Genomic DNA, 26838 nt, shown 5'->3' with positions numbered 1-26838 from the left:
CAGAGGCGCGGAGAATGCGAGGTTGATCCAGATAGCTTCTTCAATGTTGAACCGTGGATAAACGCAGATGAACGCTGATCCAAGCAGCCACCGCTCTTTCAAAACCGCACGCTAACCCTGCCCAGTACATTGATCGGTGCCTGCGGAAATAGCCCCACCTGCTCCTGCCTGCGGTCCTCGCTGATGTAGCTATAGACCCAGCCGTTGCTCTCGTAATGCTCGCTGAAGATGTTGCGCACGGTCAGGTTGAAGTCCACGCTCTTAGTGCCTTTCAAACTGAACAACGAGACATTGGCGCGGAGATCATTCACCACGTATGCATCCAGCATGCGTTCACTGCTGGCGCTGTTGTCCAAATATTGTTGTCCCACGCACTTGGTGACAAGGGTGAGCTCCGCGCGACCTTTCTTGGCCTTCTCCCAAACGCGTACGCTGAGCTCGCTTGCCGCGATGCTGCTGGGTGAATACGCGAGATCGCTGGAAGCATTATGCACCGCGACCTGGCCGCCGTTGTCCCAATCGTCCACATATTCGGTGTAGTTGCGGACCTTGTTCATACTGAAGGTGGCATTGGCCTTCCACGTCAGCGCCTTGGCGATCTGTGCGGCGAACATCAGCTCCACCCCTGCCCGGTAGCTCTCTGGCACGTTGGTGCGCAGGGCAGCGCCCACATCATTCAGTTCACCGGTGAGCACGAGCTGGTCGGTGTAGTCCATGTAGTAGGCATTGATGCCCGCATTCCAGCGACCGGCGCGGCGCTCGTAGCCTAGCTCGTAATCGAAGAGACGCTCCGGACTGGGACGGCTGCTTGGCGTGGTCTCTTCGAGGTCATCACGGTTCGGTTCGCGGTTGGCCACGGAGAAGGATGCGTATGCTTTTCCGCCTTCTCCGACACGCCAGAGCAGCCCGGCTTTGGGGTTGAAGAAAGTGTAGTCCACTTGCTGCGTCACGTTGTACAGGTCATTGTTGAAGCCGAGGAAGTTGTAACCCACGTTGCGGAGCTGCACGTCGCCATAGAGGTCGACCTTGGTGTTCAGCGCATAGGTCAGTTTTGCGAAGCCGTTGGCATCGGTCTTCTTGGCTTTGTTGTCGTAGTAGCGATCGCGTATGTCCGTGTTCCCGGCGTAGCGCGCCCAGATCACTTCGCCAAAGTGTTCACCGCGATAATCACTGTAGCTGCCGCCAAGTATCAATTGATGCGCACCCAGCTTGATGTCCGCGCTGAGGTTCGCACCGGTGAGCGTATTGGCCAGCCAGCGCCGCCGGATGATGTCCGTGGTGCTGATGCTGTCCCCGTTGATCACCGCCGGTGCGATGCCATAGGTGGCCAGGTCATCATCGCGCCTGTACTGCTCGTAGTAGCCCGCGCCGAGCACCCGGAACAACGTCACGTTCAGCGTGGTGTTCGCACCCAACGTTTGATCGAAGAGCAATTGGTAGTGCGTCTGGTCATAGTGGTCCACCTGGTTGTCGTAAGCGAAGCCGTTGTACGTTCTGTTGGTGTCGATCACGTCGCCCGGCACACCGTCCCATGCCTGATAGGTCACTTCCTTTCCGCGGAAGGTGATGAAGCGTAGCGAGCGCGTCTTCCCCACCCATGCGCCTTGCAGGAAATAGCTCTTCAGGTCTGCGCTGGCGCGGTCGATGTAGCCGTCGCTGGTGATGGACGAAAGGCGCATGTCGAGGCTGAACTTGTCCCCGATCAAGCCGGTTCCAGCGCTGACGGAATAGCGTTGCGTGTTGTAGGATCCGCCGCCGACATCGATCAAACCCCAAGCCTCGCGCTTCACGGAAGTGGTGCGCAAATTCACACTCGCACCGAACGCTCCCGGGCCGTTGGTACTGGTGCCCACGCCACGCTGGACCTCGATGTCCTCCGCACTGGTGGCAAGGTCCGGCAGGTTCACTAAGAAAGCGCCCTGGCTCTCGGCATCGTTGAAAGGCACGCCGTTGAGCGTGATGTTGGTGCGCGTGGCATCACTTCCGCGGATCCGCATGTTCGTATAGCCAATGCCGGTGCCGCCATCGCTGCCCACCACTACACTGGGCTGCATGTCCAGCAGGTACGGCAGGTCCGCACCGGTATTGATCTTGGCAATGTCCTCAGCGCTCAAGGTGCTCTTGGCAAAAGGCGCACGGTCGCCGGCACGCAACGCGGTGACCTCGGCGGCGGAAAGCTGGACGGTGCTTCGTGCAAGCGTAAGAAGCACGTAATTGTCGACCGGGTTCAACAGGACCACAGTATCCATCGGAACGAAGCCGACACCGGAAACGCGTATGCGCAACTCGCCGGTAAAAAGGCCGCTCGCGTGGAACGCACCTTGGGCATCCGTGGGGGCGAGCGATCCCTGATCGCCAAGCAACACGCTGGCGAACGGCACCGGTACACCTTCGACATCATGTACCGTTCCGTTCAATTTCACTTGGGCGAACGCCATGTTCACCAACATCACCGAAACCCAGACCGAGAAAAGCTTCTTCATCGTCCTCCGTGATCTTATGTCTGGCAAGGAGGTGCTCCGGGGTTCCGGCGCGGTCCCTTGGCAGCATTACCTGCCCAGGTTCTACGGGTTTGATCTCAGCCCTTTTGGGGCACCCCGATGCATGACGGGACAAAACTACAATGATCCCTCATATCATCTTCTGCATCGCGGCGATCGATCGACGTAACCGCTCTTCCCTTCCACCTTCAATGATCACATACGGTTTTCCCAACGCCTTCAACGTCGTTTCATACACCGCGAAAAGCCGGCCCCGGTCTTGCGGATTTTCGCGTTGCGGGTCGTAGATCCACGGAATTTCCGGACGGCATAGGAGCCAAAGATCATACGGGCGGTCCATGGTCTGCTGCACGATCCACGGATCACTACGGCCATACTTCTCCTCACCCCAGATGCGGATGGTGATCAAGTCGGTATCGCACACGAGCAACGAAGGGACCGATAGATCCCTAGCGGCCCTTTCCTCCTCCGCGCGCAACTGGAGCTCGGCGATCTTCAGAAGGTCACTTTCATCATAGGGGCGATCCAAGGCATCAAGGTATTCACGCGCCATCTCCGGAACCCACGGCACCCGGTAATGCTTGGCCAAGTCCTCGGACAAGGTGGACTTGCCACTGCACTCCGCTCCGGTGACCACCACTTTACGCATGGGGCAAAGTAACTTCGCTTGCAGGCAGCAGATGATGCGTGACACGCGTCTTCATCCAGAACGACAACCCGCACTACCATGAAAAACATCCTGACCCTTTCCCTTTCACTCTCCCTCGCACTTGTGGCACAGGCACAATTAGCCCCTCAGACCGAGGCCCCGCTTCACCGCCACATGTTGGAGGTGAACGCTCAATGGGCCGAGGCCGGCCCGGTGCTGGCGAGCGATACGGAGCCGGTGCATTTCACCAACGAGGCGGAGCGGATCACGCGTCACCTTCATCTCGTCGCCGGCTACCTGCGTGCACATTCACCGGAAGGCCTTTCCGCCGATGCGGCAACAAAACGCGCCGTATTGCTGAACGACCTTGAGAAATACGCCGACCGCGGCCTGTTCCCCCGGAACCATGTGCTGCCGTACCGGAACCCGGTCTTCATCGATCCGCACGGCACGGCGTGCGCCGTGGGCCAATTGATGATCGAAAGCGGCCACCGCGACCTTGCGGAAAGCATCAGCGAGGAGATGAACCTCGCATACGTGCACGACATGAAGCGCGCGGACGTGCTGCAGTGGGCGGTGCAGGAGGGCTTCACGGAGGATGAGCTGGCATGGATCCAGCCGGGATATCCGCCTAGCACCCAATGGACAGCTCCCGGGGGCGGCACGAACGGGATCGTGCAGGTGCTCTTGGGCCTCTCGAACGGTAATGTATTGCTGGCCGGTGAGTTCTCCCAGGCCGGCGGAGTTGCCGTCAACAATGTCGCGATATGGAACGGGGCCAGCTACAGCCCATTGGGGAACGGCGTTTCAGGCACGATCACCTGCGGTGAGGTACACGGCGAGGACATCTACCTCGGCGGGTACAACATCAACGGGATCAACGATCTGGCGCAATGGAACGGCACGCAATGGGAGTATTCCATCGTGTTCCAGGGGAAGATGCCCGTGATCTTCGCGCTGCATGAGCTGAACGATACGCTTTACGCAGCGGGCGAGACCCAAGGCTTTGCAGGGGCGGACGAATACGTGATGCGTCGTACGGGGTTGATGTGGCAACCGATACCAGGAAATTTCTACGCGCCGATCCGTTGCCTCGGAACGCATGATGGAAAACTGGTGGCCGGTGGCGAATTCACCGGTGTTGAGATCGGCGACCCGGTGCTGCAGGCCGACCATGTCGCCATTCTTGGCAACACGGGTTGGCATCAATTAGGCGGCGGACTTGACGGTACGGTGCGTGCATTGCTGGACGTTGAGGGCACACTGTACGCGGGCGGCGCCATGCTCGCGAACATCGCACCGCTGTTCGGGTTGGCCCGGATCGGCGCGAACGCATCGGACTGGGAGCAATTGATGCCGAACCTGGTGGATTATGTTTCACCCGCGCCCGGCCCACCGGAAGTACGTGCGTTGTTGCTCAATGGTGGCGATGTGTTCATGGGCGGCTCCTTCGGCATGTTCCAAGGCATGATCAACGGATTCCACCTCGCGCGCTTTTCCGGCGCACCCGACAGCTTTGAGCCTTTGGCCTACTTCAACGGCCCAGTGAACGCACTGGCCGCGAACCCTTTCATTTCCGACGCGATCGGACTGTATGCCGGAGGTGAGTTCACCCAGAATGTTGCCGACACCGTTCAATACGTGGCAGAAACGATCCTTACCTCCGGCATGAACGAACTACAGGAGAACGTTGGAATAGCGCTCTTCCCGAATCCCGCGCACGACCGGCTCACCGTGACGCTCTATGGACCTTCCGAACATGTCATCCTGGAAATAGTGGATGCACAGGGTCGGACAGTGCTCACACACCCCCTGCGTGGCGGCACGGTCACCTTGGATGTCAAACAGTTGGCGAACGGTCCATACACGTTGAGAGCCGTAGGGAGCGGCCGTGTACGGGCACAACCGTTCGTCAAGAATTGAGGGAACCTACCCGCTGCTTCACCAAGAGCTTGCTCCATTTGATGAGACCGATCACCGAGAGCACGAGGTACATCGCGTTCAGCAAGGTGTAGCCCATGTAACCGATGCGCCAGTTGAGGTAGATCGCCACGCTGTCCGTCACGATGAAATAGACCCAGTTGGCGATCAGCTTGCGGGCCATCATCCACGTGGCGATGAAGCTGAACACGGTGACGAACGCATCGAGCTGCGGGAAACGACCATTCAGGTACTGCACAAGCAGTATGGACATCGCGTAGCTCACCAGCACGCCCACTGGCACCAGCACGGCATGGACCCAATAGGACTGTGTGCGGATACCGTTCTCCGTATCGCCCTTGCCCCAACTCCACCAGCCGTAGACCGCCATCACCACGTAGTACACGTTCAGCGAGGCCATGGCCCAGGTCTGCGCCAGCGCATACAGCCCCACGCCGATCACGCCTGCCGCGAATCCCAGTGCCCAACCGATGCGCTTCTCATAGGCGATGCACAGCGTGAAGCCGACATTGAGCACCACGGCGGTCCATTCTAAGAGGGAGAGTGTGATGGTTGACATTAATTGAAAGTCGGGAGTCTGTTAGTCTTGAGTCGGGAGTCTGTCCAAGTTGGACTCCCGACTCAAGACTCCGGACTCAAGACTCACGACTTGCAGCTCTACGCAAGACGAAATTCTGCCCCAGATAAACCTTCCGCACCTGCTCGTCCGCTGCGAGCTCCTCGGCAGTTCCCTGCTTCAGGATCTTGCCTTCGAAAAGCAGGTAGGCCCGGTCCGTGATGCTGAGCGTCTCCTGCACGTTGTGGTCGGTGATGAGCACGCCGATGTTGCGTTTTTTCAATTGTGATACGATGCCCTGGATGTCCTCCACCGCGATGGGATCCACGCCAGCGAAGGGTTCGTCCAAGAGAATGAACTTCGGCTCGGTGGCCAAGGCCCGCGCGATCTCCGTACGCCTGCGTTCGCCGCCGCTGAGCACGTCGCCCATGTTCTTGCGGACGTGGCCGAGGCCGAATTCATCCAGGAGTGATTCCAGCTTCCGGTGCTGCTCGGCCTTGGACAGCTTGGTCATCTCCAGGATGGCCTTGATGTTGTCCTCCACAGAGAGCTTGCGGAACACGCTGGCCTCCTGTGGCAGATAGCCGATGCCTTTCTGCGCCCGCTTGTACATCGGCAGGTCCGTAATGTCGTCACCATCGAGGAAGACACGCCCCTCATTGGGCTTCACTAAGCCCACGATCATGTAGAAGCTCGTGGTCTTCCCGGCGCCGTTCGGCCCCAACAGGCCCACGATCTCGCCCTGTTCCACCTGCACGCTCACGCCGCCCACAACGGTGCGGCGTTTGTAGCGTTTCACGATGTGCTCAGCGCGTAAGATCATCTAGAAGTTGATGAAGAGCTTCAAACGTAGGGCGAAAGCCCGGGTGCCCGGATGGTCGTTGTACCGCAAACGCCATACCCCCTCCACGCTCAGCATCTTCAGGATGTTCTCCACCCCGGCGCTGACCTCCACATAAGGCCCGTCATTCAAGGAGTATATGCCCGGGACCAAGAGCATCTCCTTTTCGTGCTTCTCCCGGTCCAAAGAGCCGACCACAGCCTTGCCGGCCACTACCTCACGCCATTTCAAGCGGCGCAGCAGCGGGATACGGTTGAAGATCAAGCCTTCAAAATGATGCTCCACGAAAAGCTGTGCATAACGGTCGCTGATGAACTCGAAATAGTTCATGGTATTGAATGCGAGATCGTCATAGTAGAACGTCTCGTTGCCGCTGTGCAGGATGAGCAGCGGGTAGGGCAAGGCCCCCCAAGCTTGGCCGGCCTCCGCGTTGATACGGGTCCAGCCCAAAGCACCGAGCTGCAGGCGTTGATAGACGTGCGCCACCACCTTTTGATAGCCGTATTCACTGTGGGCGAGCTTGGGCAGCCCCATGGCCAGGTGCAATTCCACCGTGGGGTAATCCGTGCCCAAGCTCACCCGGGCGAAGTCGCCGCTGATGTATTTCTCCTTGTAGGCGAAGCGCGTGTTCAGACTGATCTCCGCGGTATGAATGGCATTGATCTTCCCATCGGGCTCCCCGTTGACCCCGGGCTTCAGGTACTCCAGGTCGCCCAAGGGATAAAGCGAACGGTAGCGGAGCATCACCGTGTTGTCCAGCCCGGTGAACCACTCCCTCATGTAGCTCGCCCTGGACTCCTCCACGAGGGTGAGCTTCGTGTTGGGCGTCCGCCGGAAGACGCTGCTGAGGATGTTGTCCTGCCGGAAAGCGTTCACGCTTTCGCCCAACTGCTCCACATCCTGTTTGTAGCTCAGCTCCACGATCTGCCGTGAGGTCTTGCTCACGAAGGTCTTGCCGCCGACACCGAACTTGAGGCGCCGATCCAGTGTGCCGTACGCCGTGTAAGCATTGAACTCGGTCCGGGTGCTGAATTCGCTGCTCGTGCGCCCACCGATGCGGAAGCGGTTGCCCTCGATGGGGTTGAAGCTGTAGGTGGTGAAGTAAGGCCCGATATCGATCTTGCCCTTGGTGTAATAGCCCGTGACCGCCGTGGTCACAAGGTCCACGTACGTCCGGAATCTCGGAATGGTCTTCATCGTGTCCACCATGTGGTAGATGGCCAGCTCCTGCTTCGTGAGGTTCTCGTGCCGGTTCTCATCCCAGTACGCGGCGCCTTCGCTCAGCGGATCAATGTCCATCACCACCTCATCGGCGCCCTTGTAGAACTCGTCCGGCCGGGGCTTGTTGATCACGAAATCACGATAGCTGGCGGTGCGCCTGCCATAGAAGCCTTGGACGGCATGCTTGTTGGGCTTGCCCCGGTCACGGATGATGTTCAGGTCCACCACCAACTGGTCGTGCGTCAGCATCCATACCTCCGGCTTCACCTCGCTGTATTCCTGCTTCACCGAGAAGCTCTGCACGAAGTTCAGGTTGGCGCCCGGAGCAATGCTGGCCTCGATGTTGCGCACGGCGTAGCTGGTGTCGTTCACCAGCATCTCACCGGTGAAGGCAAGTTCCTGCACCCGCTTTGGCTTGAAAGCGATCTTGTAGCACCAGTTGTTGCCCACCCAGTTGCTGTCCAGCAGGTGGTAGTCGTAGAAACCCTTTCCGCCGTCGGCGATGGGACTGATGAAGTTCTTCCCGAAGATCACCAGGAAGTTGTCGTAGATGTTCACGTTCTGGTACATGTCCCCCATGAACATGGAGATGCTCTCATTCTCCACGCCGCTGGTCTTGGAGCCATGGATCAGCTCGCGACGCACCTTGGGTTGTTGCCGGTAATACACCTCGCTCAGCGTTTCGGTCATGAAGATGGGCAGGAACCGCTTGCCGCCCGTGGTGTCCACGTGGTCGAAAATGAACGCGAAGTCCTTGAAGAGCTTCTTCTTCTCGAAATCCTCGGTGATGTTGTTGATGTCAAACTCCACCTTGTTGTACGCATCGTACTGATATGCTCCCAGCTTTTCACGGTTGTTCACCGGTTTATTGGCGATGAGCCTGCGCAGAATGGGAAAGGCCGGATTGCCCGCATAGGTCACCGTTACGGACTTGAGCTCGGCCGTGCTCGGCCGCATCTTGATGTCGATGGTCTGTGCCACGTCCCGCTTCACCTTGGCCGTGAACGGGACATAGCCCACACTGCCCGCCTTGATGCTGTCGGTGGCGTAGTAGGTCTCCAGTGCGTAATGGCCGTCAAAGTCCGAGTTCGTGGCCACGCGGCTGTCGATGAAACTGATGTTGACGAACGGAAGCGGCTCCCCCGTGTTCGCATCGGTGACGGTGCCCGAAATGCGCGTCGTCTGCGCAATGGCGGCCTGCAGGACCACGAGTCCCGACAATAGCGCGATCAGGCGCATGGTGGTGTGGATCGCCCGGCCCCTCATCGCCCCCCGATCGACTTTGCCCTTTCCGCCCGTTCCATGCCCCTTCGCGTCCGTGCGGCCAAAAAGATGCTGGCCTCGTAAAGCGCCATCAGCGGCAGGGAGACCAACAACTGGCTTGTCACATCAGGCGGGGTGATGATGGCACCGATGATGAGGATCGCCACGTAGGCATGGCGACGGTAGGTGCGCAGAAATTCCGGGCCCACCAAGCCTGTGCGTGCCAGGAAATAAACGATCATGGGCAGCTCGAACACCAGACCGGTCCATAGCGTAAGGGAGGTGATGGTGCCGATGTAACTGTTGAGGTCCACTATGTTGGGCACCGATGCGCTCACTTTGTAAGTGCCAAGGAACTGAATGCTCATGGGGGCCAGCACATAATAGCCGAAGGCCACGCCGAGCAGGAAAAGCAGGGTGGCGAAGAAGACCACGCCCCGCACGGCCAGTTTTTCCCCTCCGCCCAGGCCTGGTTTCACAAAGCGCCACACCTCCCAGAGAACATAGGGGAACGCGATGATGATACCTGCGGTGAACGAGACCATGATATGTACCAAGAACTGGCCGCCCATGGTGGTGTTCATCAGGGTGAAGCCGGTATTGTCCGCACAAAAGGACCGGTCCAGCCCGAACTTGATGGACAGTTGGCAGAAGAGCCGATAGGTGATGAAGTCCGGGCGCTGCGGGGCCAGGATCAAGGTGTCGAAAACGAAATCCTTGTAAATGAAGGCAAGGACCGTGCAGGCCACCACCGCCGCCGCGGACCGCACCAAGGTCCAACGCAACTCCTCCAAATGTTCCAGGAACGTGAGCTCCTTCCTTGGTTCGGTCATAAAACGAGGGCCAAAGAAGGCCGCGCCAAAGATAGAAGGGACCATCCCCACCGTCCGGGATGCCTTGGCGGGTTTTCAACGGGGGGCTAAGGAGTTCGGGCAAGTGGCACCTTCAGCTTTCCAACGGGTTGTTAAGATTGAGCGGAAAGTTCCCCCGATCGACCTACTTTTAAGCAATAAACCTATTGCGGCACGCTCCGCCGCATAACCTACTAATGACGAACGTCGATCTCTCTCCCAAGGAAGCCTTGGAACAATTTTTCGGCTTCACCGCCTTCAAGGGCGATCAGGAAGCCATCGTGCAAAGTGTTCTGGACCGCAAGGACACCTTCGTGATCATGCCCACCGGCGGCGGCAAAAGCCTTTGCTACCAGCTCCCCGCCCTGATGAGCGAGGGCACCGCCATCGTGGTGAGCCCCCTGATCGCCTTGATGAAGAACCAAGTGGACCTGCTGCGTGGGTTCGGTGGCGAGAACGGCGTGGCGCACTTCCTCAACAGCTCCCTCACCCGCAATGAGGCCGCACAAGTGAAGAACGACATCCGCGCGGGCATCACCAAGCTCCTATACGTGGCGCCGGAATCCCTCACCAAGAAGGAGAACGTGGAGTTCCTCACCGATATACAGATCAGCTTCTTCGCCATCGACGAGGCCCATTGCATCAGTGAATGGGGGCATGACTTCCGACCGGAATACCGCCGGTTGCGGACCATCTTCAATGAGATCAAGCGCGTGCCCATGATCGCGCTCACCGCCACGGCCACCGAAAAGGTGCAGGAGGACATCCTCAAGAACCTCGATATCCCCGAGGCCACCACCTACAAGGATTCCTTCAACCGGCCCAACCTCTACTATGAGGTCCGACCCAAGAAGGACGTGGCCCGCGAGATCATCCGCTTCGTGAAACAGCACTCCGGCCGCAGCGGCATCATCTATTGCCTCAGCCGCAAGAAAGTGGAGGAGATCGCCGAGACCCTCGTGGTGAACGGCATCAAGGCGCTCCCCTACCATGCCGGCATGGACGCTTCCCAGCGCGCCAGCCACCAGGACCGCTTCCTGATGGAGGACGTGGACGTGATCGTGGCCACCATCGCCTTCGGCATGGGCATCGACAAGCCCGATGTCCGCTTCGTGATCCACCACGACGTGCCCAAGAGCTTGGAGAGTTACTACCAAGAGACCGGGCGGGCAGGCCGCGACGGCGGTGAAGGCAAGTGCATCACCTTCTACAGCTACAAGGACATCGAGAAACTGGAGAAATTCCTCCAAGGCAAGCCTGTTGCGGAACAGGAGATCGGCAGGCAGCTCCTGGCCGACACCGTGAGCTATGCCGAGACCGGCATGTGCCGCCGCAAGTACCTGCTCCACTATTTCGGGGAGCAGCTGCCGGGCGACAACTGCGGTGCCTGCGACAACTGCAACAACCCCAAGGATCACTTTGAGGCCAAGGACGACCTCGTGCTCGTGCTCAACGCGGTGAAAGAGAGCAAGGAGCGCCACCGCGCCCGCTTTATCTGCGACCTGCTCACCGGCAACGAGACCAGCGAGATCAAGAACTACAAGGGCGACAAGCTCAAGGCCTACGGCTCCGGAAGCGAGCACGAATCACAGCACTGGATGGCCGTGGTGCGCCAAGCCAACGTGGGCGGCTATCTGCACAAGGACATCGAGAGCTACGGCAACCTCAGCCTCACCGAAGAGGGGAAGAAATTCCTGAAGAAGCCCGTGTCCATCACCTTCACGAAGGAACGCGAGATCGAGACCGATGACACACCGGACGATGACATCGTGGTGAATGGCAAAGGCGGCGGGGCTGCGGACGAGCGCCTGATGAAGATGCTCAAGGAACTGCGCCATACAATGGCCAAGAAGAACAAATTGGCACCCTACGTGATCTTCCAGGACCCTGCGTTGGAGGAAATGACCGTGCGCTACCCGATCACCTTGGAGGAATTGACCTTGATCAGCGGCGTAGGCCCGGGCAAGGCACAGAAGTACGGCACGCCCTTCGTGGAACTGATCGCCGACTACGTGGAGGAGAACGAGATCGAACGCGCCGACGAGACCGTGGTCCGCTCGGTGATGAAGAAGAGCAGCAACAAGGTCCACATCATCCAGAACATCGACAAGCGCCTTTCCTTGGAGTCCATCGCCAAGGCCAAGGGCCTAAGCATGGATGCGCTCCTGGACGAGATGGAGACCATCGTGATGAGCGGCACCAAGCTGGACATCAACTACCACCTCGACGATGTGGTCGAAGAGGATGCCCAAGAAGAGATCATGGACTACTTCCGCACCGCCGAAAACGACAGCATAGACGAGGCCGCCAAGGAATTTGACGGCGACTACAGTGAGGAGGAACTACGCCTGATGCGCCTGAAATTCATGAGCGAGGTGGCGAACTAGTTGTCCGTTGTCAGTTGTCAGGAGTGCGGCCCAGCGTTTTAAGCGCTGTGGCCGCATTTCCTTTTGATGGGAGTCCGCCCGCGCTTGTAGCGCGAGGCGTGCATGCCGGAGGCATGGCGTGCGCGGTCCGATATGTATCGGACCGCACCTTTGGCGCAATTGCGCTACGCGCAAAGCGTACCACCGTACACAAGCAGCACCGCACAAGCAGGTGGCGTCACCCCTTCTCCCCGGGAGAAGGGGCCGGGGGATGAGGGCTTAGCTCCCCCAACGCCCCAAAGACCATCACTCCAACCCCAATAGCCATAGCCTCCTCAGCGATATTAAAATCAGGGGTGTGCAGGCCTTTCGCCGGCCCCGTCTTCGGGTTGCCGGTGCCCAAGCGGTGGAAACTGCCGGGCATTACCTGTGTGTAGAAGGCAAAATCCTCGCTGCCCATGCGGCGGGGCATGTCCACCACGTGCTCCGCACCGAGGAATTCCTCCGCGGCTTTCCGCATCCGCGCGGTCAGGGCCTTGTCATTCACGACAACAGGATATCCGCGCCGCACCTCGAAGTCGCAGGTGCCGCCATGCGTAGCGCAGAAGTCGTTCGACCAGCGTGGGAGCCATTCGTGCAATTCCGCGCGCAAATTTTCGTCGAAAGTGCGCAGGGTGCCCGAAATGCGCACCTCGTCCGGAACCACGTTGGTGGCTCCTTCGGCGATCACCCGACCGAACGCCAGCACCAAGGGCCGGTCCTTGCGGTAGCGCTCAAATTCCTCCTTCAGCGCGATCAGCAAGCGCGCGGCGATCATGATCGGGTCGATCAACTTCTCCGGCATCGCCGCGTGTCCTCCTTTCCCTTTCACGGTCACGTACAGTTCATCGCTGCTGGCCATGAACGGCCCGGCATGGAAGCCCACCTTGCCCACCTCCAACTCCGGCGTGACATGCTGGCCGAGAATGGATGATGGCACTGGGTCTTTCAGCGCGCCCTCCTTCAACACCAAGGATGCACCGCCGGGGATCTTCTCCTCTCCCGGCTGGAACAGCAGCAATACCGTTCCATTCCATTCCGCCCTCAGCTCATGTAGGATGCCCCCGGCCGCCAACACCATGGCGGTGTGTGCATCGTGGCCGCAAGCGTGCATCACTCCGGGGTTCTGTGAGCGGTAGGGCACTTCGCCCGTCTCCTGGATCGGCAAGGCATCGATGTCCGCGCGCAGGCAGATCACCTTCCCCGGCCCGGCCCCCTTCACCACCCCGATCACGCCCGTGCCCGCGATACCCTTCCGGACTTCGATCCCCAGCGCCTCCAAACGTTCGGCGATGTACGCACCCGTGGCATGTTCCTGGAAACTCAGCTCCGGGTGGGCATGGAGATGGCGCCGCACGGCGACCGTGTCCATGTGGCACGCCTGTATGAGCGCCTTGATCCGCTCCGCTGTGATGGACCGTTCGTCCGCTTCCGCCATGGCTCAGATATCCAAGCTGAGGGAGAACTGGAAGATCCCTTTCTGGATCACGCCGTCGTCCACGCCCCAGGCCCAATCGCCGCGCATGAAGTAGCCGAGCAAACGCGCCCGCACCCCGAAGCCGTAGCTGTAGATGATGGGCTCCCGCTGGTTGCGGATGGTGATGGTGAGCGGATTGCGCTGGATCACCTGCCGGTTGAAAAAATTGTCCTCCGAGTACGGGTCGTTGCCGGTCCATGCGGAACCCGCATCGCCGAAGGCCACCACCTGGAAGTTCTGGAGGAAGTCACTGCGCAGGGGGCGGTCCAGCAGGTAGCGGAACACCGGAAAGCGCAGCTCGGAGTTCAGCACGGCGAAGGCGCTTCCGTTGCGGGCGTTGTAGTAGAAGCCCCGCATGGGCACCGCAAGGCTCTGGTAGTAGTAGTTCTGCGTGAAATCGATGGGGATGCTATAGTCCGTCTTCGCGAAGAGCCAGTTGTCCACCCCGCCCATGAAGAAGACCACCTTCCTGCTGCCCAACGAGGTGGAACCCGCCAAGCGGTTCACCCAGATGAAGTCGCGGTGGATGGTCATCCCGTTGCGGATGTCGAAGCCCAGCACCTGCATGTCGGTCTTCGCGCCATCGGGCTGCTTGTAGTACTCACCGAACACCTTCGCCTTCCAGCCCGTGTAGAGATTGAGCCCGCGGGGCCGGCTGCTGTCGTACACGTATTCCAGCTTCGCGCTCGCCGTCTGGTCGTTCACGTTCGGCTCAGCACGGGAGAACTGGTCGATGCTCTGCGTCACGTACCGGTCGTTCCGATAGGTGACGGATCCCCGGAGTGACGCCAGCTCACTGAACGGCCAGGACACGCGGTAGGTGGCCATGTGCGTGTGCAACTTCACCACGCCGAGGTTGCTCAGGCCCTGTGTCGCCTGCCGTTGGAAGATCATCTCCTTGTCCAACCGTCTGCGGAGGTTGGAGAATTTGAGCATGTAGGCGTTGTTGTTCAGGTCCAGCGCCAAGCGGAAGCCGCCGACGATCTTGTAATCCTCGAAGAGGTCGCTGATGGCCATCTTGGTCAATCCGCTGAGGCCGGGGTTGAGCGCATCCGGCCCGATCAACGGCTGGTAGAATTGCGAATCATAGCTGTTGTCCAACTGCGTCAGTACCTCGTCCGTGGAGAAGTTCACGTTGTAGTTCCGCTGTTCCGGGAATTGTAACGTGGTGATCCGTGCGCTGTCCGCGGCCACAGTGGGCAGCCCGATGGTGGGCACCTCCTGCGTTTCGGCGGTGCTTTCCTTGCGTTCCGGGGCAGCGGCCTCATCACTGAAACGATAGTTCCCGATGTCCACCGCGTTGGCCCCCGTGTCCACCGGCGCCGGTACATCCACTTTCACCACGGTGCTCATGTCATCCGTTACCGAACCCGGTACCTGATCCTTCTTGCCGCCCGGCCCTGTCCCGTCGGATCCACCCTCCGTCGGTTTGCGCTCGGCCGTGGAGCCGATGTGGAAATGGTACTTCCCATGGCTGTAGTTCAGCTCCGAGTACCGTCCGCGGGAAGCATTCACGTCCTGCTCCAGAATGCCACGCTTGTTGTCGGAGGCCCGCTCGGCCACGGTGAAGTAGCGGTAGTGGATGGTGGTGTCCACGGCGCTCACCGTACTGTCGTAATGGGCCACCCAGCGGTCCTGCAGCTTGTTCGCATCGCTGAGCCAGGTGTAGCTCGTGCTGTCATACATGGCCGGTTGCCGCTCGTTCACCCCCGGCGTGTTCGTAAGGCGCGTCAACAGGTTGGAACGGTCGGCCAGGTCGTACCGGAAGATGTCCTTCGAGGTCTCCCACCACTGCGGTTCGGCATTGGCCCGAAGGGTGTCGTCGGTCCGGTCACTGCTGAAGATGACCGAACGTCCATCATCGGCGAAGGCCGGGTCCAGGTCATCGAACTGGTCGTCCGTGAGCTGCTCCTGCCGGTTCCCGATCACGTAGTAGAGGTAGAGGTCCGTGCGTCCTTCACGCACCCCGCTGAAGATCATGTTGCGCCCGTCCGCGCTGTAGCTCATGCTGAGGATCTTGTCCAACATGAACACCGGCTTCCGCGTGATCTTCTTATCCTCCGTGGTGTAGGTGTTCAGGTAAAGCTCGCCTTTGCGTTCGGTGGTCCAAGTGAGCGCGCTGCCCGTGGGGTGCCACGCCAGCACCGGGTAGCTTGTGTCGATGATCCGGTCGATCTTCTTCTCGCCCTTCGCGATCTTCTTCACCTTCTTCGTCCCGAAGTCGTACAGCCACACTTTGTATTGGCCCAGCTCATTGCTCACCCAGGCCGCTCGGCTACCGTCCGGGCTCAGCTTGAACTGGGAATAGGTGCGGGATTTCTTGGTCTTCACATGCAGCTCGTCCAATGCGATGGCTTTGCGTTGCAGATCCTGCTCTGTGAAGCGCGCCCGGTAATGCCCGAAGCACTCGTCCGTGAGGGTCTTCAGCGAGACGCCCAGCACGTACATGAAGCCGCTGTCCGGATTGCGGCTCACCCGCGTCATGTACAGGATGTTCGGGATCACCGCCGGACCGTAAACATCGGCCACATAGCTCCAAAGCGCCTGCCCGGCGAGCTCGGCATCCTCTCCTTCCAAGCGGTTGAACTTATCGTACCGCCCGCTGATCACACCGTCCCGCACACGCCCCTCGTCCGTAGCGCTCCAAGGGCCGCCGCAATAGCCTACCAGGCCTTTGGTGTACCACGTCGGCAGGTTCATCAGGGTGCTGTTCTTCAGCACTTGGCGCCAGTTGCCGCCGAACATCATCTGGTCCAAGATCACCTGCGCCACGCCGGAGCGCACCTGCCGGTCCAGCAGTGCCCGGTCGCCCTCGTTGTACACGAACACCTTGGTGCCCACGATCCGCGTAACGCCGCCGATGTTGTACTGCTCATCATCCGTGATGCCGATGTTGCTCTGGCGGAAATCACTCTGCGAATTGTACACCACGAACTGCACCCGCTCGTCGATGGAGTAGTCGAAGAACTTCTCCAGGTCCTGCTTGTTCCGCATGGCGCTGATGGAGACGTACTTCGCCACGTCGCGGCCTTCCTTGTAGAAGTAGGTCTCGATCTCCGGGAAGCGGTAGCTCGACCAAAGAAAATCCTTGTACTGCACACGGTTCTTGCCGAACTGCTGCTGGCTGCCGTTGTAGAACTGGGCGCTGCCGTCCACGGCAAGCAGGGCCGCGAACGACAAGGATCAGGAAGCGGGATAGGCGGTTCACGGCGGGTGTGGGGTACTTTTGTGGGAGTCGCGAAGTTCACGCTTTTTCCGCAGGCATGCACATCAAAAAATTCACTTTCAATCCGTTCCAGGAGAACACCTACGTGCTGCACGCGGCAGGTGAAGGTATCATCATCGACCCCGGATGCTCTGACAAGAACGAGCAACGGGAGCTGGAAACGTGGTTAGCGGATAACATCGTGCGGCCCACGCGCGTACTGCTCACCCACGCCCACATCGACCACGTGATGGGCTGCGCCTGGCTGAAGGAGCGCTACGGCCTGCTGACGGAAGTACACCGCAAGGACCTGCCGATCTTGGAACTGGCGGTGCAGCAAGGCGCCATGTTCGGCGTGGCCTGCGAACCCGTGCCCGCGCCGAAAGCATTTTTGGAAGAGGGACAGGTGATCACCTTGGGCAAGGAACACTTGGACGTGCTCTTCGTGCCCGGCCACGCCCCCGGGCATGTGGCCTTCTACAACCCGAAGCAGCAATTCCTACTGGGCGGCGACGTGCTCTTCCACCGCAGCATCGGCCGCACCGACCTGCCCGGCGGCGATATGGATACACTGCTGAAAAGCATCCGGGAGGAGTTCTATCCTTTGGGCGATGACGTCGTAGTTTACAGTGGCCATGGGCCAGAGACTACGATCGGGGAGGAGAAGAGGATGAATCCTTTTGTGCGGGGGTGAGGTGGAAGCGCACGAGCGTGGACGCTTATTCTATGACAAAAGCAAGGGTCTTTTCTCGTACAGATGATCCTTGCGCAGGACGGCACAGACGCGATGGACGATCTTGCCACGGACAGCGTTGATCACACACAGCTTGGGCTTTCCCTCCGCAACCTTCCGCTTGTAGTATGTGCCTAGTTCCGCATCATTGCGGATGGCGACCAGTGCTGCCATGTGCAACAAGCTTTTCAGTCCTGCATTCGCCTTTCGGGATGTGCGGGTTCTCCCGCGTACGCTGGAACCCGATGTGCTTTCAAAAGGTGCCGCTCCTGCGTGACAGGCGAGTTGTCGCGGCGTCGAGAACCTTGAAAAAGCATCTGTCAAGGCGAGAAGGTTGGAGGCCAGAACAGGACCAACGCCGGGCACGGAGCTGATCAGGTCATACTGGTGCTTGACCTGAGGATCCGCGTTGATCTCCTCGGCGATCATGAACTCCACTTTCTTCAGCAACCTGTCGATCGTGCGGATCTGCGCCTGGTCCAACTGATTGAAGGTCTTGCGCAGGTCTTTGTGCATGTGCCGGTTCACGTTCCCAAGTTGGATCTTCAGCTTGACCTTGCTTTCCACCAGTTGCCGACGTTTCATCAGGAGCTGCTTGAGCTTGCTCATGCGCAAGTGATCGGCGGTGAACATGCGCGCTTGGTCACGGAACCTGCGCGCGTACTGAGCGATACGCACCGCATCGATCTCGTCGTTCTTGCCACGTGCGATGCCCATTCCCTGCTTGATGTTCATCGGATGCGCAAGCCAGACCGGCACTTGCAGATCGACCAGTACGGTCAAAAGCAAGTGTGAATAATGACCTGTGGGTTCCAGACAGAACAAACTCTGCGGGAGGTCCAACTTCCACTTCCTGATCCAAGCATTCACCAGCTTGGTGATGGCCCGTTCATCATTGCGCACCCGGGCGCTTTCCACATGATCGCCTTCGCTGTTGAGCAAGGCGAAGTCCAGATGGTCCTGGCTCACATCAATTCCAACATACTTCATCTCCATTAGATTTGGGTTTGACCAATGATCCTGGAGGGGCTGAGCAAAGGACCCTGTGCTTGATGACTCTAACAGGCCTGGAAGCCTCAAATTCTATTCGAGCCTCAGGTCCGAGGAGACAACAGGTCCCGATAAGCGTCATAGGCCGTAAACCTCTCGCGCGAGCTGGTTCACCTGATGTCCCGCTCAGTCCTCTTCAGTGATCTATCGGTGCAAGTCTAGAGTCGCGCGAGTTTTGGGGTGAGAAGCAATGGCATAGCTTTACGTGTCCCAAAATCGCAATGGAACTCACTCCAATCACGGATCAAGCCCGAGAATAATCCGCATAACAGGTACGACCCAACAGCCCAGTGCAATTTTGACGAAACCCACATTGATGAGATACATCCTAGTTCTAATTTATATCTTGACCAGTAGCATTTCTGGTTATGCGCAGGAAAGGCGTACTGCAGTATTAAAAATGAAATATGAGATCTCATCAACAGAAACCACTATTAAAGCTGAGCTTACTGTTTTGATTCCAAAAACCATTGACAAGGCTCAAAAAGTAATTAAGACAGAATATGCCCCTCAACCGGATACGATTATTCGCAATAACGACAATGAATACGCCATATTCACCATCGATTCACTTTCCGCTAAAAAATACATTGAAATAAATACTACAGTTGATATTTACGAGTTCGATCTTAAAATGGCCAAAATAGATAAATCGATCACACTAAACAGCTATCCTTTAGAGGATTATTTGATCAGTGAAAAATATTTAGAAAAGGATAGTGCCCAAATTAAAACTACAGCAAATCTCCTTCTATCCAAAACCAAAATAAGGACGATAAAGAATATATATAAATTCACCCTGAATGAAGTAAAATATACTCAATACACGAATACAGATAACGGGGCACTTAATGCCCTTGAAACAAAAAGAAGTGATTGTTCCGGATTTTCAGACTTATTCGTATCATTATGCAGAGCGAATGATATTCCAGCACGTGTGGTATATGGGTTCCTAACCGAATATGGGTCTAACCCAAGACATGCTTGGGCCGAAGCATATACGAATGAATATGGATGGATAAGATTTGACCCTACACCGTACCAATCCATAAAGTTTGACAAGTTGAAAAATATGTACATCCAAATATCTGATGTACGAAATGATAAAATATTGAGAAATGGATACTTTTACACCTATCGATATATGGGGGATCCAATAAATTTGAAGGAGACCATTGATATTACAAAATCGCTACCTCATAACTAAAGCAACCCGACGCTCCCGCAAGTCTTCCCGGCCCAACGATAAAGTGGGCTCCTGAACACCACAGGCCGGGGCGACTTGTGGTTCTGGTCTCAGGAGGCCGATAATGGCACAGAAGCTTCCAGCAGTCTTCAGACTGCCGCGCGGAATTAACTTCGGAGCGCAAGCAGGAAGCGTTGAGCAACTTCGATCTAAGGACGTGCTGGTAGGACGTGCTGGTGTGAAGTCCGAAGACTTCACAGAGAAGTCTGGATGAAAGCATTGTGCAGTACCCACAAGTCGCCCCGGCTATCCTTGTTGAGCGCAAAGGCTTGTTAGCCGGGAAGACTTGCGGGAGCGATGGGACTTGTGGTTCTGCTCTCACGAGTCTTGAAAGGAATGATCGCCAAACCAATGGACAAAGAATCTGCCTCCCCGCGCTCCCGCAAGTCTTCCCGGCCAAACGATAAAGTGAGCTCCTGAACGCTACAGGCCGGGGCGACTTGTGGTTCTGGTCTCAGGAGGCCGATAATGGCACAGAAGCTTCCAGCAGTCTTCAGACTGCCGCGCGGAATTAACTTCGGAGCGCAAGCATGAAGCGTTGAGCACCCTCGCTTAAAGGACTTGATGGTGTGAAGTCCGAAGACTTCACGGAGAAGTATGGATGAAGCGTTGTGCAGTACCCACAAGTCGCCCCGGCTATCCGTACCGAGCCAAAGCTTTGTTAGCCGGGAAGACTTGCGGGAGCGATAAGGCGAATTGATTGACACAGCAATGGACAACGAACCCACTCCACGGAAAGAACAACCCAATAACCCACTGCACGGGGTAAAGCTGGCCGATATCCTAGAGGTCTTGGTGGAACACTATGGCTGGGAGAGCATGGCAGCCAAGGTCAACGTCAACTGTTTCAAAAGTGACCCTTCGATAAAGTCCAGCCTTACGTTCTTGCGGAAAACACCATGGGCCAGGGACAAGGTTGAAGCGCTTTATCTGGAACTGAGGGGGAGAAGGGAACGGTAAAAGCTGGTGAGCCATGCCCGCCATCCCGCAGGCAACCTCGTCTACTTCCGCTCGTAGCTCGGGTTCACCACCTTGCTCTTCTCGAAGGCATTGTTCTTCACCGGCACACAGTCAAAGCCTTTGGGGTAGCGCAGGAAGAGGAAGCGCACGCTGAGGATCAGCGGGCGGTAGGTGCTGCTGAACCATTGCATCTTGCCGAAGTTGCCGCCGTCCTCCGGCGTGATGCTGAAGACCGGCGTTTCGAGTGCGGGGATGATCATCAATCGCTTGGTGAGCTTGAAGCCGTAGCCCACCTTCACATGCACCTGCCCAATGAGATCCGGTGGGAAGGCCCAGCGGTTCAGCGCGGTGAGGTCGGCGGTGTAGCTGCGGCCGGTGCCGAAGCGCCAGTCCAGGTTCGCGCCGAGGCTGAGCTGCACGAACTGGTAGTCCCGTGTTTGAAAGAGTTTGTTGGCATTGACATGTGCGGTGAGATGCTGGTCGTTGAAGGCGCCACTTCCGGCAAGTATGCCGATGCTGTCACCGCGGATCAAGGTGCCGGTGAAATCCTCGGTGCCTTTGAGCTGCTTGTAGGCCAGCCCGAAATCCCAGTAGTCGAGAATGATCGGATCGCGCGTGGAGACGAACCAACCGGCTTCTAAGTAGAGCCCGATCTTTCCGTTGGGGTCGAAAAGAGCGGTGTAGCTGGTGTCGCCGTTGCTGAAGACCGTCTCCTCCTTGTCCTTGAAGCGCGTCAGCGTATAGGTGATGCCTGGTGCGAAGTAAAAGCCGCCGCGCCGCATCTTGCCGTCTGTGGGGAAGATCTCCGGTCTCTTGCGGCCATAGATGCCCTGCGCGCAGAGCGAGTTGGCGAAGAGGAAGCCGAAGGCGATGGTGAGGGCGCGGTTCATCGTTCCAAAGGAAGTACGGGGCATGCCCTTAGAACGTGGGAATGCGGTGGGAAGTGTCAACGAAGGGTTGTGAAGGGCGGTCGGACCCCGTGGACGCAGGTACTGTGTTAACATGCAAGTGTCCTGTCGATTTATTTTCAACTATCTTTAAACCTCCAAAGGAAGTTGCTGCAAAGCACTATCCTGTGTAGCCTGGGCATTGTTCCGGGCTACCTTTTTGGTGGTAGTCCTTCTCATAGACCAAGTCGTTTTTCCAGAGGGTGTACATCAGGATCAGTAGTTTACGCTGGACGGCCACCTGCGCCTTCATCGGTATCCCCGTTTTGGCCTTAATGCGCTCTTTCAACGCTTTGAACTCGGGAATGTGCTTGGATGCGCTCAAGGCGGGCATGTGCATGTGGTGGCGCATGTACCTGTTGCCCTTCTTGGAGATACGCGTCTTGCTTAGCACTGATGTGCCCGATTCATTGTGTACGATGTCGTAGCCAGCATAGCTGGTGAGCTGCTTGGCGCTTTTGAACTCTTTGAACCCGTTGGTCTCCGCCACTATGGCCGCCACTGTGGTGATGCCGCATCCCGGAATGGTGCGAAGTTTGTTCACCTTGGCTTCAATTTCGGATCGCTCTTCACCACTTTCTCCATTTCCTTACTGAGTATCGCGATTTCCTTTTCCAGCACGGCAATGACCTTCTTGCTGCTCTTCTTGATATCCGCTGGTACACCATGCGCATAATCCTTGCTATGAAGGATGTTGGTGATGGCCGTCTTCTGTTCTTGTAGCTGTACCCGGTAGCGACTGAAATCGCGCATCCGCTTGATGACGAGTTCAGCCGGATTCCATGGCCGATGCTCTCGCTCCACACCGAAGCGGGCCAACAACTTGGCATCGATCGCATCGGTCTTCGACTTCGAATTCAGGCTTGCTGCGAAGTGCTTGAATTTGTTGGGCAGCACTACATGCACCTGCTTGCTAAGACGATGAAGGTGATGTGCCAGCTTTTCATGATACACTCCTGTGGCCTCCATCAGGAACACCAATGGTGCATTTTTGTCCATCTCACTGGTTGCCCATCTCACCAGTTGGTTGAAGCCTGTCTTCGCATTGTCGAACTTCTTCGCCGTGGTACAGGACAGCTTGTTATCTTCTCCTTTGGTGGCAAAGGCCACTTTGAAGTCATTTTTGGCGATGTCTACTCCTACGCATTGTACTTTCATCGTGTTGGGGGTTTGAACTGTGATCGAACGGATCCACGACATGTCACCCATCTCCCTATCGAAATTCCTTTTACTTTATTCGGGCTCGATCGCTCGGCCTTAAGTACTGTTCCTTCTCTTGAAGATGCCAAGCGTGCAGGCCATTCCTGCGTCACGGTGTAGCGGAGTGCTCACCTAGGGTCCCATGGCCTTACACGCCGAGGCGGCACATCATGTATGAACATCAATGTAACCACCCGGATCGGACTGAACGGAGAACTCCGTCGTCTTCACTTCGGCAAACATAAAAGGGTCCGCTATCTGTCAGAGAAGCCTGTTAGCGAGACCCTACTGATGCATGGATTGCAGGCACTCAGCCCTTCATTTTGCCGGGGTCTTGACGGCTGTCGAAGATGTCGGTGACGTGAATGATGGTGCGCCCAACCCGATAGATTATCTTGATGTGCCCGACAATGATCCGTCGATACCGATACCGGGAACCACCCATCAAGTCCTCCGTGGCCCCCCAAACCGGATGCCCTTCCAAATACCTCAAAGCCTTCCTCACTTCCGCATTCACCTTGCGAGCCTCTCTCGCGGTCATGTATCCGCGAGAGAACTTTAGCGCTTCGCGAAATCGACCTCGCGCTGCAACAGTGAGAACAACATTCACTGCGGGTCTGTTTTGGTGCTGCGACTGCGCTGTGCTTTTGGCCTCCGCGCTGCAGCTACTTTTCCTTGTTTACCGGAGTAGATCTCAGTGATGTACCGCTCCATGTCTTCGTGCAACTCATCAATGCCCATGGTCCGCCCGGCCTTGATATCGCGTTCCGATTCTTTCGCTACCTCCAACATGCGCCTTTTGACCGCTTCGGCCTTTGTTTCCTGCACAAGCGTGGAATGGACTTTCACCAATTTCTTTTCATTGGTCTCCTTGTCCACAAGGGCTTTGATCTTCTTCTTCAACGCGGCAGTTGTCATCGGTCCGGGGGGTCGCTCAAAGTTAGGCAGACTGTTTCGCTCTTGGCAGGCACATTCTCCTCACATTCGTGTCCATGCTGTTCAAACCCGCTTCAACAACTCCAGCGCCTTCCGCTCCACCTCCTCGCTTTCCCACTTGCTTTCAATACCCGGCATCGCCAGTACTTCCTCCATGATGCGGTCATGCCGCTGGCCTTCACGCAGCGCATCCACATAGGGGATGTCGGTGAATTTCACTTGTGTGTACAGCGGCAGCCACTGGTCCGGGTGCTTGGCCTGGATGCGACCTTCGATCTTCTTCCGGAGGATGAACCTCGGGTCGGCGACGAGGTCGCGCATCTCCGTGAAGTTGCGCAGGCTGAGGTCCGCGATAGCGTGGCCGTTCGCTACGCGATGCTGGTCATAGGCGTGGAGCACCGCGCCCCAGTTGTCGTCGCCGTGTTCATCCAGCAGATCGTTCAGCACTTTGCAATCCTCATAGCCGGCGTTCATCCCTTCGCCGTAAAAAGGCACCATGGCGTGGGCGGCATCGCCGAAGAGGGCGGCCGTGGAACCGTGCGTCCACGGGCTGCAGCGGATGACCACCAGCGTACTCTGCGGATGGCGCATGTACTGCTGCGTCATATCCGGGATCAGCGCGTAGGCATCCGGGAAGTGCTGCTTCAGGAAACGATCAGCCTCGGCCTCGGTGCGCACCTTGTCGAAACCGGCGTCGGGTGCCTCGGGACCGGCGTTGTGCGGCATGAAGAGCGTACCTGTGAAGCCGCCGTCCTGATTGGCCAAGCCCATGAGCATGTAGTAGCGGCGCGGCCAGATGTGCAGGCATTGCGGGTCCATCAGCGGGCTGCCGTCCGGCCCGGCGGGGAAGGCGATCTCTTTGTAATCGTGCTCGATGTATTCCTGGCTGTAGTTGAAGCGGCCGTATTGCATCTTGGCCCGCACCGCGCTGAACGCGCCGTCGCAGCCCAGCACCACGTCGGCCTTCACGGTCTTCGGCTCCTCCCCTTTCCGGCTGAAGGTGCAATTTGCGTTATCCAGGTCCACGTCATCGCAGCGATAGCCGAAATGCAGCGTAACGCCCGGTATCCGCTCCGCTTCGGACAGCAGGCGGTTGTTCAGTTCCCCACGGCTCACTGAGTAAATGGCCTTGTTCTCGATGCTGTACGGCAGTCGGTTGGTCTTGCCTTGCGGATCGTGCGTCATCCGGGCATAAACCGGCACCGTGATCTCGCGGATACGCTCATCGATGCCCGCTACGCGCAAGGCCGTCCATCCGCGATGGCTCACCACGAGGTTGATGGAGCGGCCCGCGTACTGGTCGGCGGTGCGGGGGTCGCTACGCCGCTCGTAGACATCCACTTTGTGGCCCCGCTTGGCCATGAGCACGGCGAGCAGGCTACCTACCAATCCGCCGCCGACGATGGTGATGTTCTTCATTGCTGGTGAATAGAACGCAGATGACGCTGAAAGAGCTGATCTACGCTGATTTGAATTTGGCGTTTGGAACGCGGATGACGCTGATCGTTTTGATATACGCAGATCTGAGATGGTCAGAGATCACCGCTCTTTCATCAGTGATCCCAATGCTTCCCCGAACCGCCAAACGTCCTCGAAGCTGTTGTACATCGGCACCGGCGCAATGCGGATCACACCCGCGCTGAGCGGGGCCGAAGCGTTCGGTTCTCGCCAATCCAAGGAAATTCCTTGCGCGGTGAGTTTATCAAAGAGGTCCTTGCCCATGCCGTGTGCGAAGATGGACAATTGACATCCGCGCTGTTCCGGATCACTTGGCGTGATGATCTCCAGTTGGACGTTGTGCATTTTGTTGATGCCTTGGATGATGGCTTCGGCATAGCCCGTTAAGAGCAACGCCTTCGCGCGCAAGCGCTGCATCCCCGCACGACCGAACTGCTCCAATGAAACACGGTGGATCGCCATGTTGAAGACCGCTGCGTTGCTCACCTGCCAGCCTTCCGCGGTCGGCATCGGACTGAACTCCGGCCCCATCTGGAAGCGTGTGTTCTTGTCGTGGCCCCACCAACCTGCGAAGCGCGGAAGATCGGCCTTCAGATGGCGCTCATGTATGAACGCGCCGCCCACGCTGCCCGGACCGCTGTTGAGGTATTTGTAGGTACACCAGCAGGCGAAGTCCACGTTCCAGTCGTGCAGTTGCACCGGCATGTTGCCTGCGGCATGCGCCAGGTCGAAGCCTGCGATGGCACCCAACTCATGCGCTTTGGCAGTGATAGCTTCCAGTGCGAACGCCTGGCCCGTGTAGAACTGCACGCCGCCGATCAGCACCAAGGCCAGCTCATCGCCCAGCTCATCGATCTTCGCGAGGATATCCTCCGTGCGCAAGATGTGCTCGCCTTTGCGCGGCTGCACCTCCACGAGATGCTGCTTCGGATCGAGGCCGTGGAAGGCGATCTGTGAGGCCAGCGCGTAAGTGTCGCTCGGAAAGGGACGCTGCTCAGTGAGGATTTTCACGCGCTTTCCCTTCGGCCGGTAGAAGCTGACGAGCAGGAAGTGCAAGTTGCTCGTGAGCTGGTTCATCATCACCACCTCCTCAGTGCGCGCGCCGACAACTTTCGCAGCGCCATCCGTGAGTTCTTCGTGGTAACTGTACCAAGGATGCTTCGCCTCGAAGTGGCCTTCCACACCGAAACGCGCCCAATCCTCCAGCTCCTGCTTCAGCGCGGCTTCTGCCCCCTTGGGCTGCAAGCCGAGCGAGTTTCCGGTGAAGTAGACAGCATCTTTTCCGTTGTCTTGCGGGATAAGGAATTCACTGCGGAAGGCACGGAGCGGATCCTCTGCGTCCCATTGGCGGGCGGAGGCTACGGTATTTTCGGGAAGCGTCATGGGGTGCTGCGAATG

21 protein-coding genes and 1 riboswitch are annotated in these 26838 nt (G+C 57.8%); of the genes, 5 read left to right on the top strand and 16 right to left on the bottom strand.

Annotation, left to right across the window (positions count from 1 at the left end):
• Positions 1–98: 98 nt before the first annotated feature.
• Positions 99–2483, bottom strand: a complete 2385-nt coding sequence (locus IPP95_14185; GenBank protein QQS72301.1) for a TonB-dependent receptor — start codon at positions 2481–2483, stop codon at positions 99–101.
• 36 nt (positions 2484–2519) lie between these two features.
• Positions 2520–2610: riboswitch (TPP riboswitch) on the bottom strand.
• Between the two features lie 21 nt (positions 2611–2631).
• On the bottom strand, positions 2632–3150 hold the full coding sequence (locus IPP95_14180; protein ID QQS72300.1) for an ATP-binding protein: 519 nt from the start codon (positions 3148–3150) through the stop codon (positions 2632–2634).
• 78 nt (positions 3151–3228) lie between these two features.
• On the opposite strand from IPP95_14180, the gene IPP95_14175 reads away from it, so the two are divergent.
• Positions 3229–5073 (top strand): T9SS type A sorting domain-containing protein, encoded by a 1845-nt coding sequence (locus tag IPP95_14175; GenBank protein ID QQS72299.1) that lies wholly within the window; start codon positions 3229–3231, stop codon positions 5071–5073.
• On the opposite strand, the gene IPP95_14170 is transcribed toward IPP95_14175, so the two are convergent.
• The 4 genes from IPP95_14170 to tatC form a co-directional block, all read right to left on the bottom strand.
• Complete coding sequence (locus tag IPP95_14170) at positions 5063–5650, bottom strand: nicotinamide mononucleotide transporter (protein ID QQS72298.1); 588 nt, start codon at positions 5648–5650, stop codon at positions 5063–5065. The genes IPP95_14175 and IPP95_14170 overlap by 11 nt on opposite strands.
• A 76-nt stretch (positions 5651–5726) precedes the next feature.
• Positions 5727–6470: an LPS export ABC transporter ATP-binding protein gene (gene lptB / locus IPP95_14165; GenBank protein ID QQS72297.1), complete on the bottom strand. Its 744-nt coding sequence runs from the start codon at positions 6468–6470 to the stop codon at positions 5727–5729.
• Positions 6471–8948 (bottom strand): carboxypeptidase-like regulatory domain-containing protein, encoded by a 2478-nt coding sequence (locus IPP95_14160; GenBank protein ID QQS72296.1) that lies wholly within the window; start codon positions 8946–8948, stop codon positions 6471–6473.
• Positions 8949–8971: 23 nt separating this feature from the next.
• A complete protein-coding gene (gene tatC / locus IPP95_14155; GenBank protein ID QQS72295.1) occupies positions 8972–9805 on the bottom strand; it encodes a twin-arginine translocase subunit TatC in 834 nt (277 codons plus the stop codon).
• Positions 9806–10020: 215 nt separating this feature from the next.
• On the opposite strand from tatC, the gene recQ reads away from it, so the two are divergent.
• Positions 10021–12210, top strand: a complete 2190-nt coding sequence (gene recQ / locus IPP95_14150; protein QQS72294.1) for a DNA helicase RecQ — start codon at positions 10021–10023, stop codon at positions 12208–12210.
• A gap of 217 nt (positions 12211–12427) precedes the next feature.
• On the opposite strand, the gene IPP95_14145 is transcribed toward recQ, so the two are convergent.
• Both IPP95_14145 and IPP95_14140 read right to left on the bottom strand, forming a co-directional pair.
• Complete coding sequence (locus IPP95_14145) at positions 12428–13666, bottom strand: amidohydrolase (GenBank protein ID QQS72293.1); 1239 nt, start codon at positions 13664–13666, stop codon at positions 12428–12430.
• A 3-nt stretch (positions 13667–13669) separates the two neighbouring features.
• Positions 13670–16885 carry a PD40 domain-containing protein gene (locus IPP95_14140; protein QQS72292.1) on the bottom strand — a complete coding sequence of 1072 codons (3216 nt, stop codon included), beginning with the start codon at positions 16883–16885 and terminating at the stop codon, positions 13670–13672.
• Between the two features lie 83 nt (positions 16886–16968).
• Between IPP95_14140 and IPP95_14135 the strand changes: the two genes are divergently transcribed.
• Positions 16969–17604 (top strand): MBL fold metallo-hydrolase, encoded by a 636-nt coding sequence (locus IPP95_14135; GenBank protein QQS72291.1) that lies wholly within the window; start codon positions 16969–16971, stop codon positions 17602–17604.
• A gap of 30 nt (positions 17605–17634) precedes the next feature.
• Here IPP95_14135 and IPP95_14130 read toward each other — a convergent pair whose 3' ends face one another.
• Positions 17635–18633 (bottom strand): IS110 family transposase, encoded by a 999-nt coding sequence (locus IPP95_14130; protein QQS72290.1) that lies wholly within the window; start codon positions 18631–18633, stop codon positions 17635–17637.
• Positions 18634–19039: 406 nt separating this feature from the next.
• On the opposite strand from IPP95_14130, the gene IPP95_14125 reads away from it, so the two are divergent.
• Together IPP95_14125 and IPP95_14120 are read left to right on the top strand one after the other, a co-directional pair.
• Entirely contained in the window at positions 19040–19900 is an 861-nt protein-coding gene (locus IPP95_14125) for a transglutaminase domain-containing protein (protein QQS72289.1), read from the top strand.
• A gap of 750 nt (positions 19901–20650) precedes the next feature.
• A complete protein-coding gene (locus IPP95_14120) occupies positions 20651–20899 on the top strand; it encodes a DUF2132 domain-containing protein (protein QQS72288.1) in 249 nt (82 codons plus the stop codon).
• Positions 20900–20940: 41 nt separating this feature from the next.
• Here the strand turns inward: IPP95_14120 and IPP95_14115 are convergent, their stop codons facing one another.
• The 7 genes from IPP95_14115 to kynU form a co-directional block, all read right to left on the bottom strand.
• On the bottom strand, positions 20941–21789 hold the full coding sequence (locus tag IPP95_14115) for a hypothetical protein (protein QQS72287.1): 849 nt from the start codon (positions 21787–21789) through the stop codon (positions 20941–20943).
• A gap of 178 nt (positions 21790–21967) precedes the next feature.
• Positions 21968–22390 carry an IS110 family transposase gene (locus tag IPP95_14110; protein ID QQS72286.1) on the bottom strand — a complete coding sequence of 141 codons (423 nt, stop codon included), beginning with the start codon at positions 22388–22390 and terminating at the stop codon, positions 21968–21970.
• Positions 22387–23004 (bottom strand): transposase, encoded by a 618-nt coding sequence (locus tag IPP95_14105; GenBank protein ID QQS72285.1) that lies wholly within the window; start codon positions 23002–23004, stop codon positions 22387–22389. The genes IPP95_14110 and IPP95_14105 overlap by 4 nt, the downstream gene beginning before the upstream one ends.
• Positions 23005–23356: 352 nt before the next feature.
• Positions 23357–23656, bottom strand: a complete 300-nt coding sequence (locus IPP95_14100; protein ID QQS72284.1) for a type II toxin-antitoxin system RelE/ParE family toxin — start codon at positions 23654–23656, stop codon at positions 23357–23359.
• The gene (locus tag IPP95_14095) at positions 23653–23949 is read right to left on the bottom strand and encodes a hypothetical protein (GenBank protein ID QQS72283.1); all 297 of its coding nucleotides are present in this window, start codon (positions 23947–23949) and stop codon (positions 23653–23655) included. Before IPP95_14095 ends, IPP95_14100 begins: the two co-directional genes overlap by 4 nt.
• 96 nt (positions 23950–24045) lie before the next feature.
• A complete protein-coding gene (locus IPP95_14090) occupies positions 24046–25401 on the bottom strand; it encodes an FAD-dependent monooxygenase (GenBank protein ID QQS72282.1) in 1356 nt (451 codons plus the stop codon).
• 120 nt (positions 25402–25521) lie between these two features.
• On the bottom strand, positions 25522–26823 hold the full coding sequence (kynU, locus tag IPP95_14085; protein QQS72281.1) for a kynureninase: 1302 nt from the start codon (positions 26821–26823) through the stop codon (positions 25522–25524).
• Between the last annotated feature and the right edge of the window lie 15 nt (positions 26824–26838).

It is taken from the genome of Flavobacteriales bacterium (assembly GCA_016700415.1).
In the GTDB taxonomy this organism is placed as follows: domain Bacteria; phylum Bacteroidota; class Bacteroidia; order Flavobacteriales_F; family PHOS-HE28; genus PHOS-HE28.
Note: the sequence above shows the minus strand (reverse complement) of the source record. Positions and strands in the feature narration are given on the sequence as shown.

Bases quoted from the DNA above. Each gene is read 5' to 3' on its own strand.
- IPP95_14185 (QQS72301.1), bottom strand. From the start codon at position 2,483: ATGAAGAAGCTTTTCTCGGTCTGGGTTTCGGTGATGTTGGTGAACATG.
- IPP95_14180 (QQS72300.1), bottom strand. From the start codon at position 3,150: ATGCGTAAAGTGGTGGTCACCGGAGCGGAGTGCAGTGGCAAGTCCACC.
- IPP95_14175 (QQS72299.1), top strand. From the start codon at position 3,229: ATGAAAAACATCCTGACCCTTTCCCTTTCACTCTCCCTCGCACTTGTG.
- IPP95_14170 (QQS72298.1), bottom strand. From the start codon at position 5,650: ATGTCAACCATCACACTCTCCCTCTTAGAATGGACCGCCGTGGTGCTC.
- lptB (QQS72297.1), bottom strand. From the start codon at position 6,470: ATGATCTTACGCGCTGAGCACATCGTGAAACGCTACAAACGCCGCACC.
- IPP95_14160 (QQS72296.1), bottom strand. From the start codon at position 8,948: ATGCGCCTGATCGCGCTATTGTCGGGACTCGTGGTCCTGCAGGCCGCC.
- tatC (QQS72295.1), bottom strand. From the start codon at position 9,805: ATGACCGAACCAAGGAAGGAGCTCACGTTCCTGGAACATTTGGAGGAG.
- recQ (QQS72294.1), top strand. From the start codon at position 10,021: ATGACGAACGTCGATCTCTCTCCCAAGGAAGCCTTGGAACAATTTTTC.
- IPP95_14145 (QQS72293.1), bottom strand. From the start codon at position 13,666: ATGGCGGAAGCGGACGAACGGTCCATCACAGCGGAGCGGATCAAGGCG.
- IPP95_14135 (QQS72291.1), top strand. From the start codon at position 16,969: ATGCACATCAAAAAATTCACTTTCAATCCGTTCCAGGAGAACACCTAC.
- IPP95_14130 (QQS72290.1), bottom strand. From the start codon at position 18,633: ATGAAGTATGTTGGAATTGATGTGAGCCAGGACCATCTGGACTTCGCC.
- IPP95_14120 (QQS72288.1), top strand. From the start codon at position 20,651: ATGGACAACGAACCCACTCCACGGAAAGAACAACCCAATAACCCACTG.
- IPP95_14115 (QQS72287.1), bottom strand. From the start codon at position 21,789: ATGAACCGCGCCCTCACCATCGCCTTCGGCTTCCTCTTCGCCAACTCG.
- IPP95_14105 (QQS72285.1), bottom strand. From the start codon at position 23,004: ATGAAAGTACAATGCGTAGGAGTAGACATCGCCAAAAATGACTTCAAA.
- IPP95_14090 (QQS72282.1), bottom strand. From the start codon at position 25,401: ATGAAGAACATCACCATCGTCGGCGGCGGATTGGTAGGTAGCCTGCTC.
- kynU (QQS72281.1), bottom strand. From the start codon at position 26,823: ATGACGCTTCCCGAAAATACCGTAGCCTCCGCCCGCCAATGGGACGCA.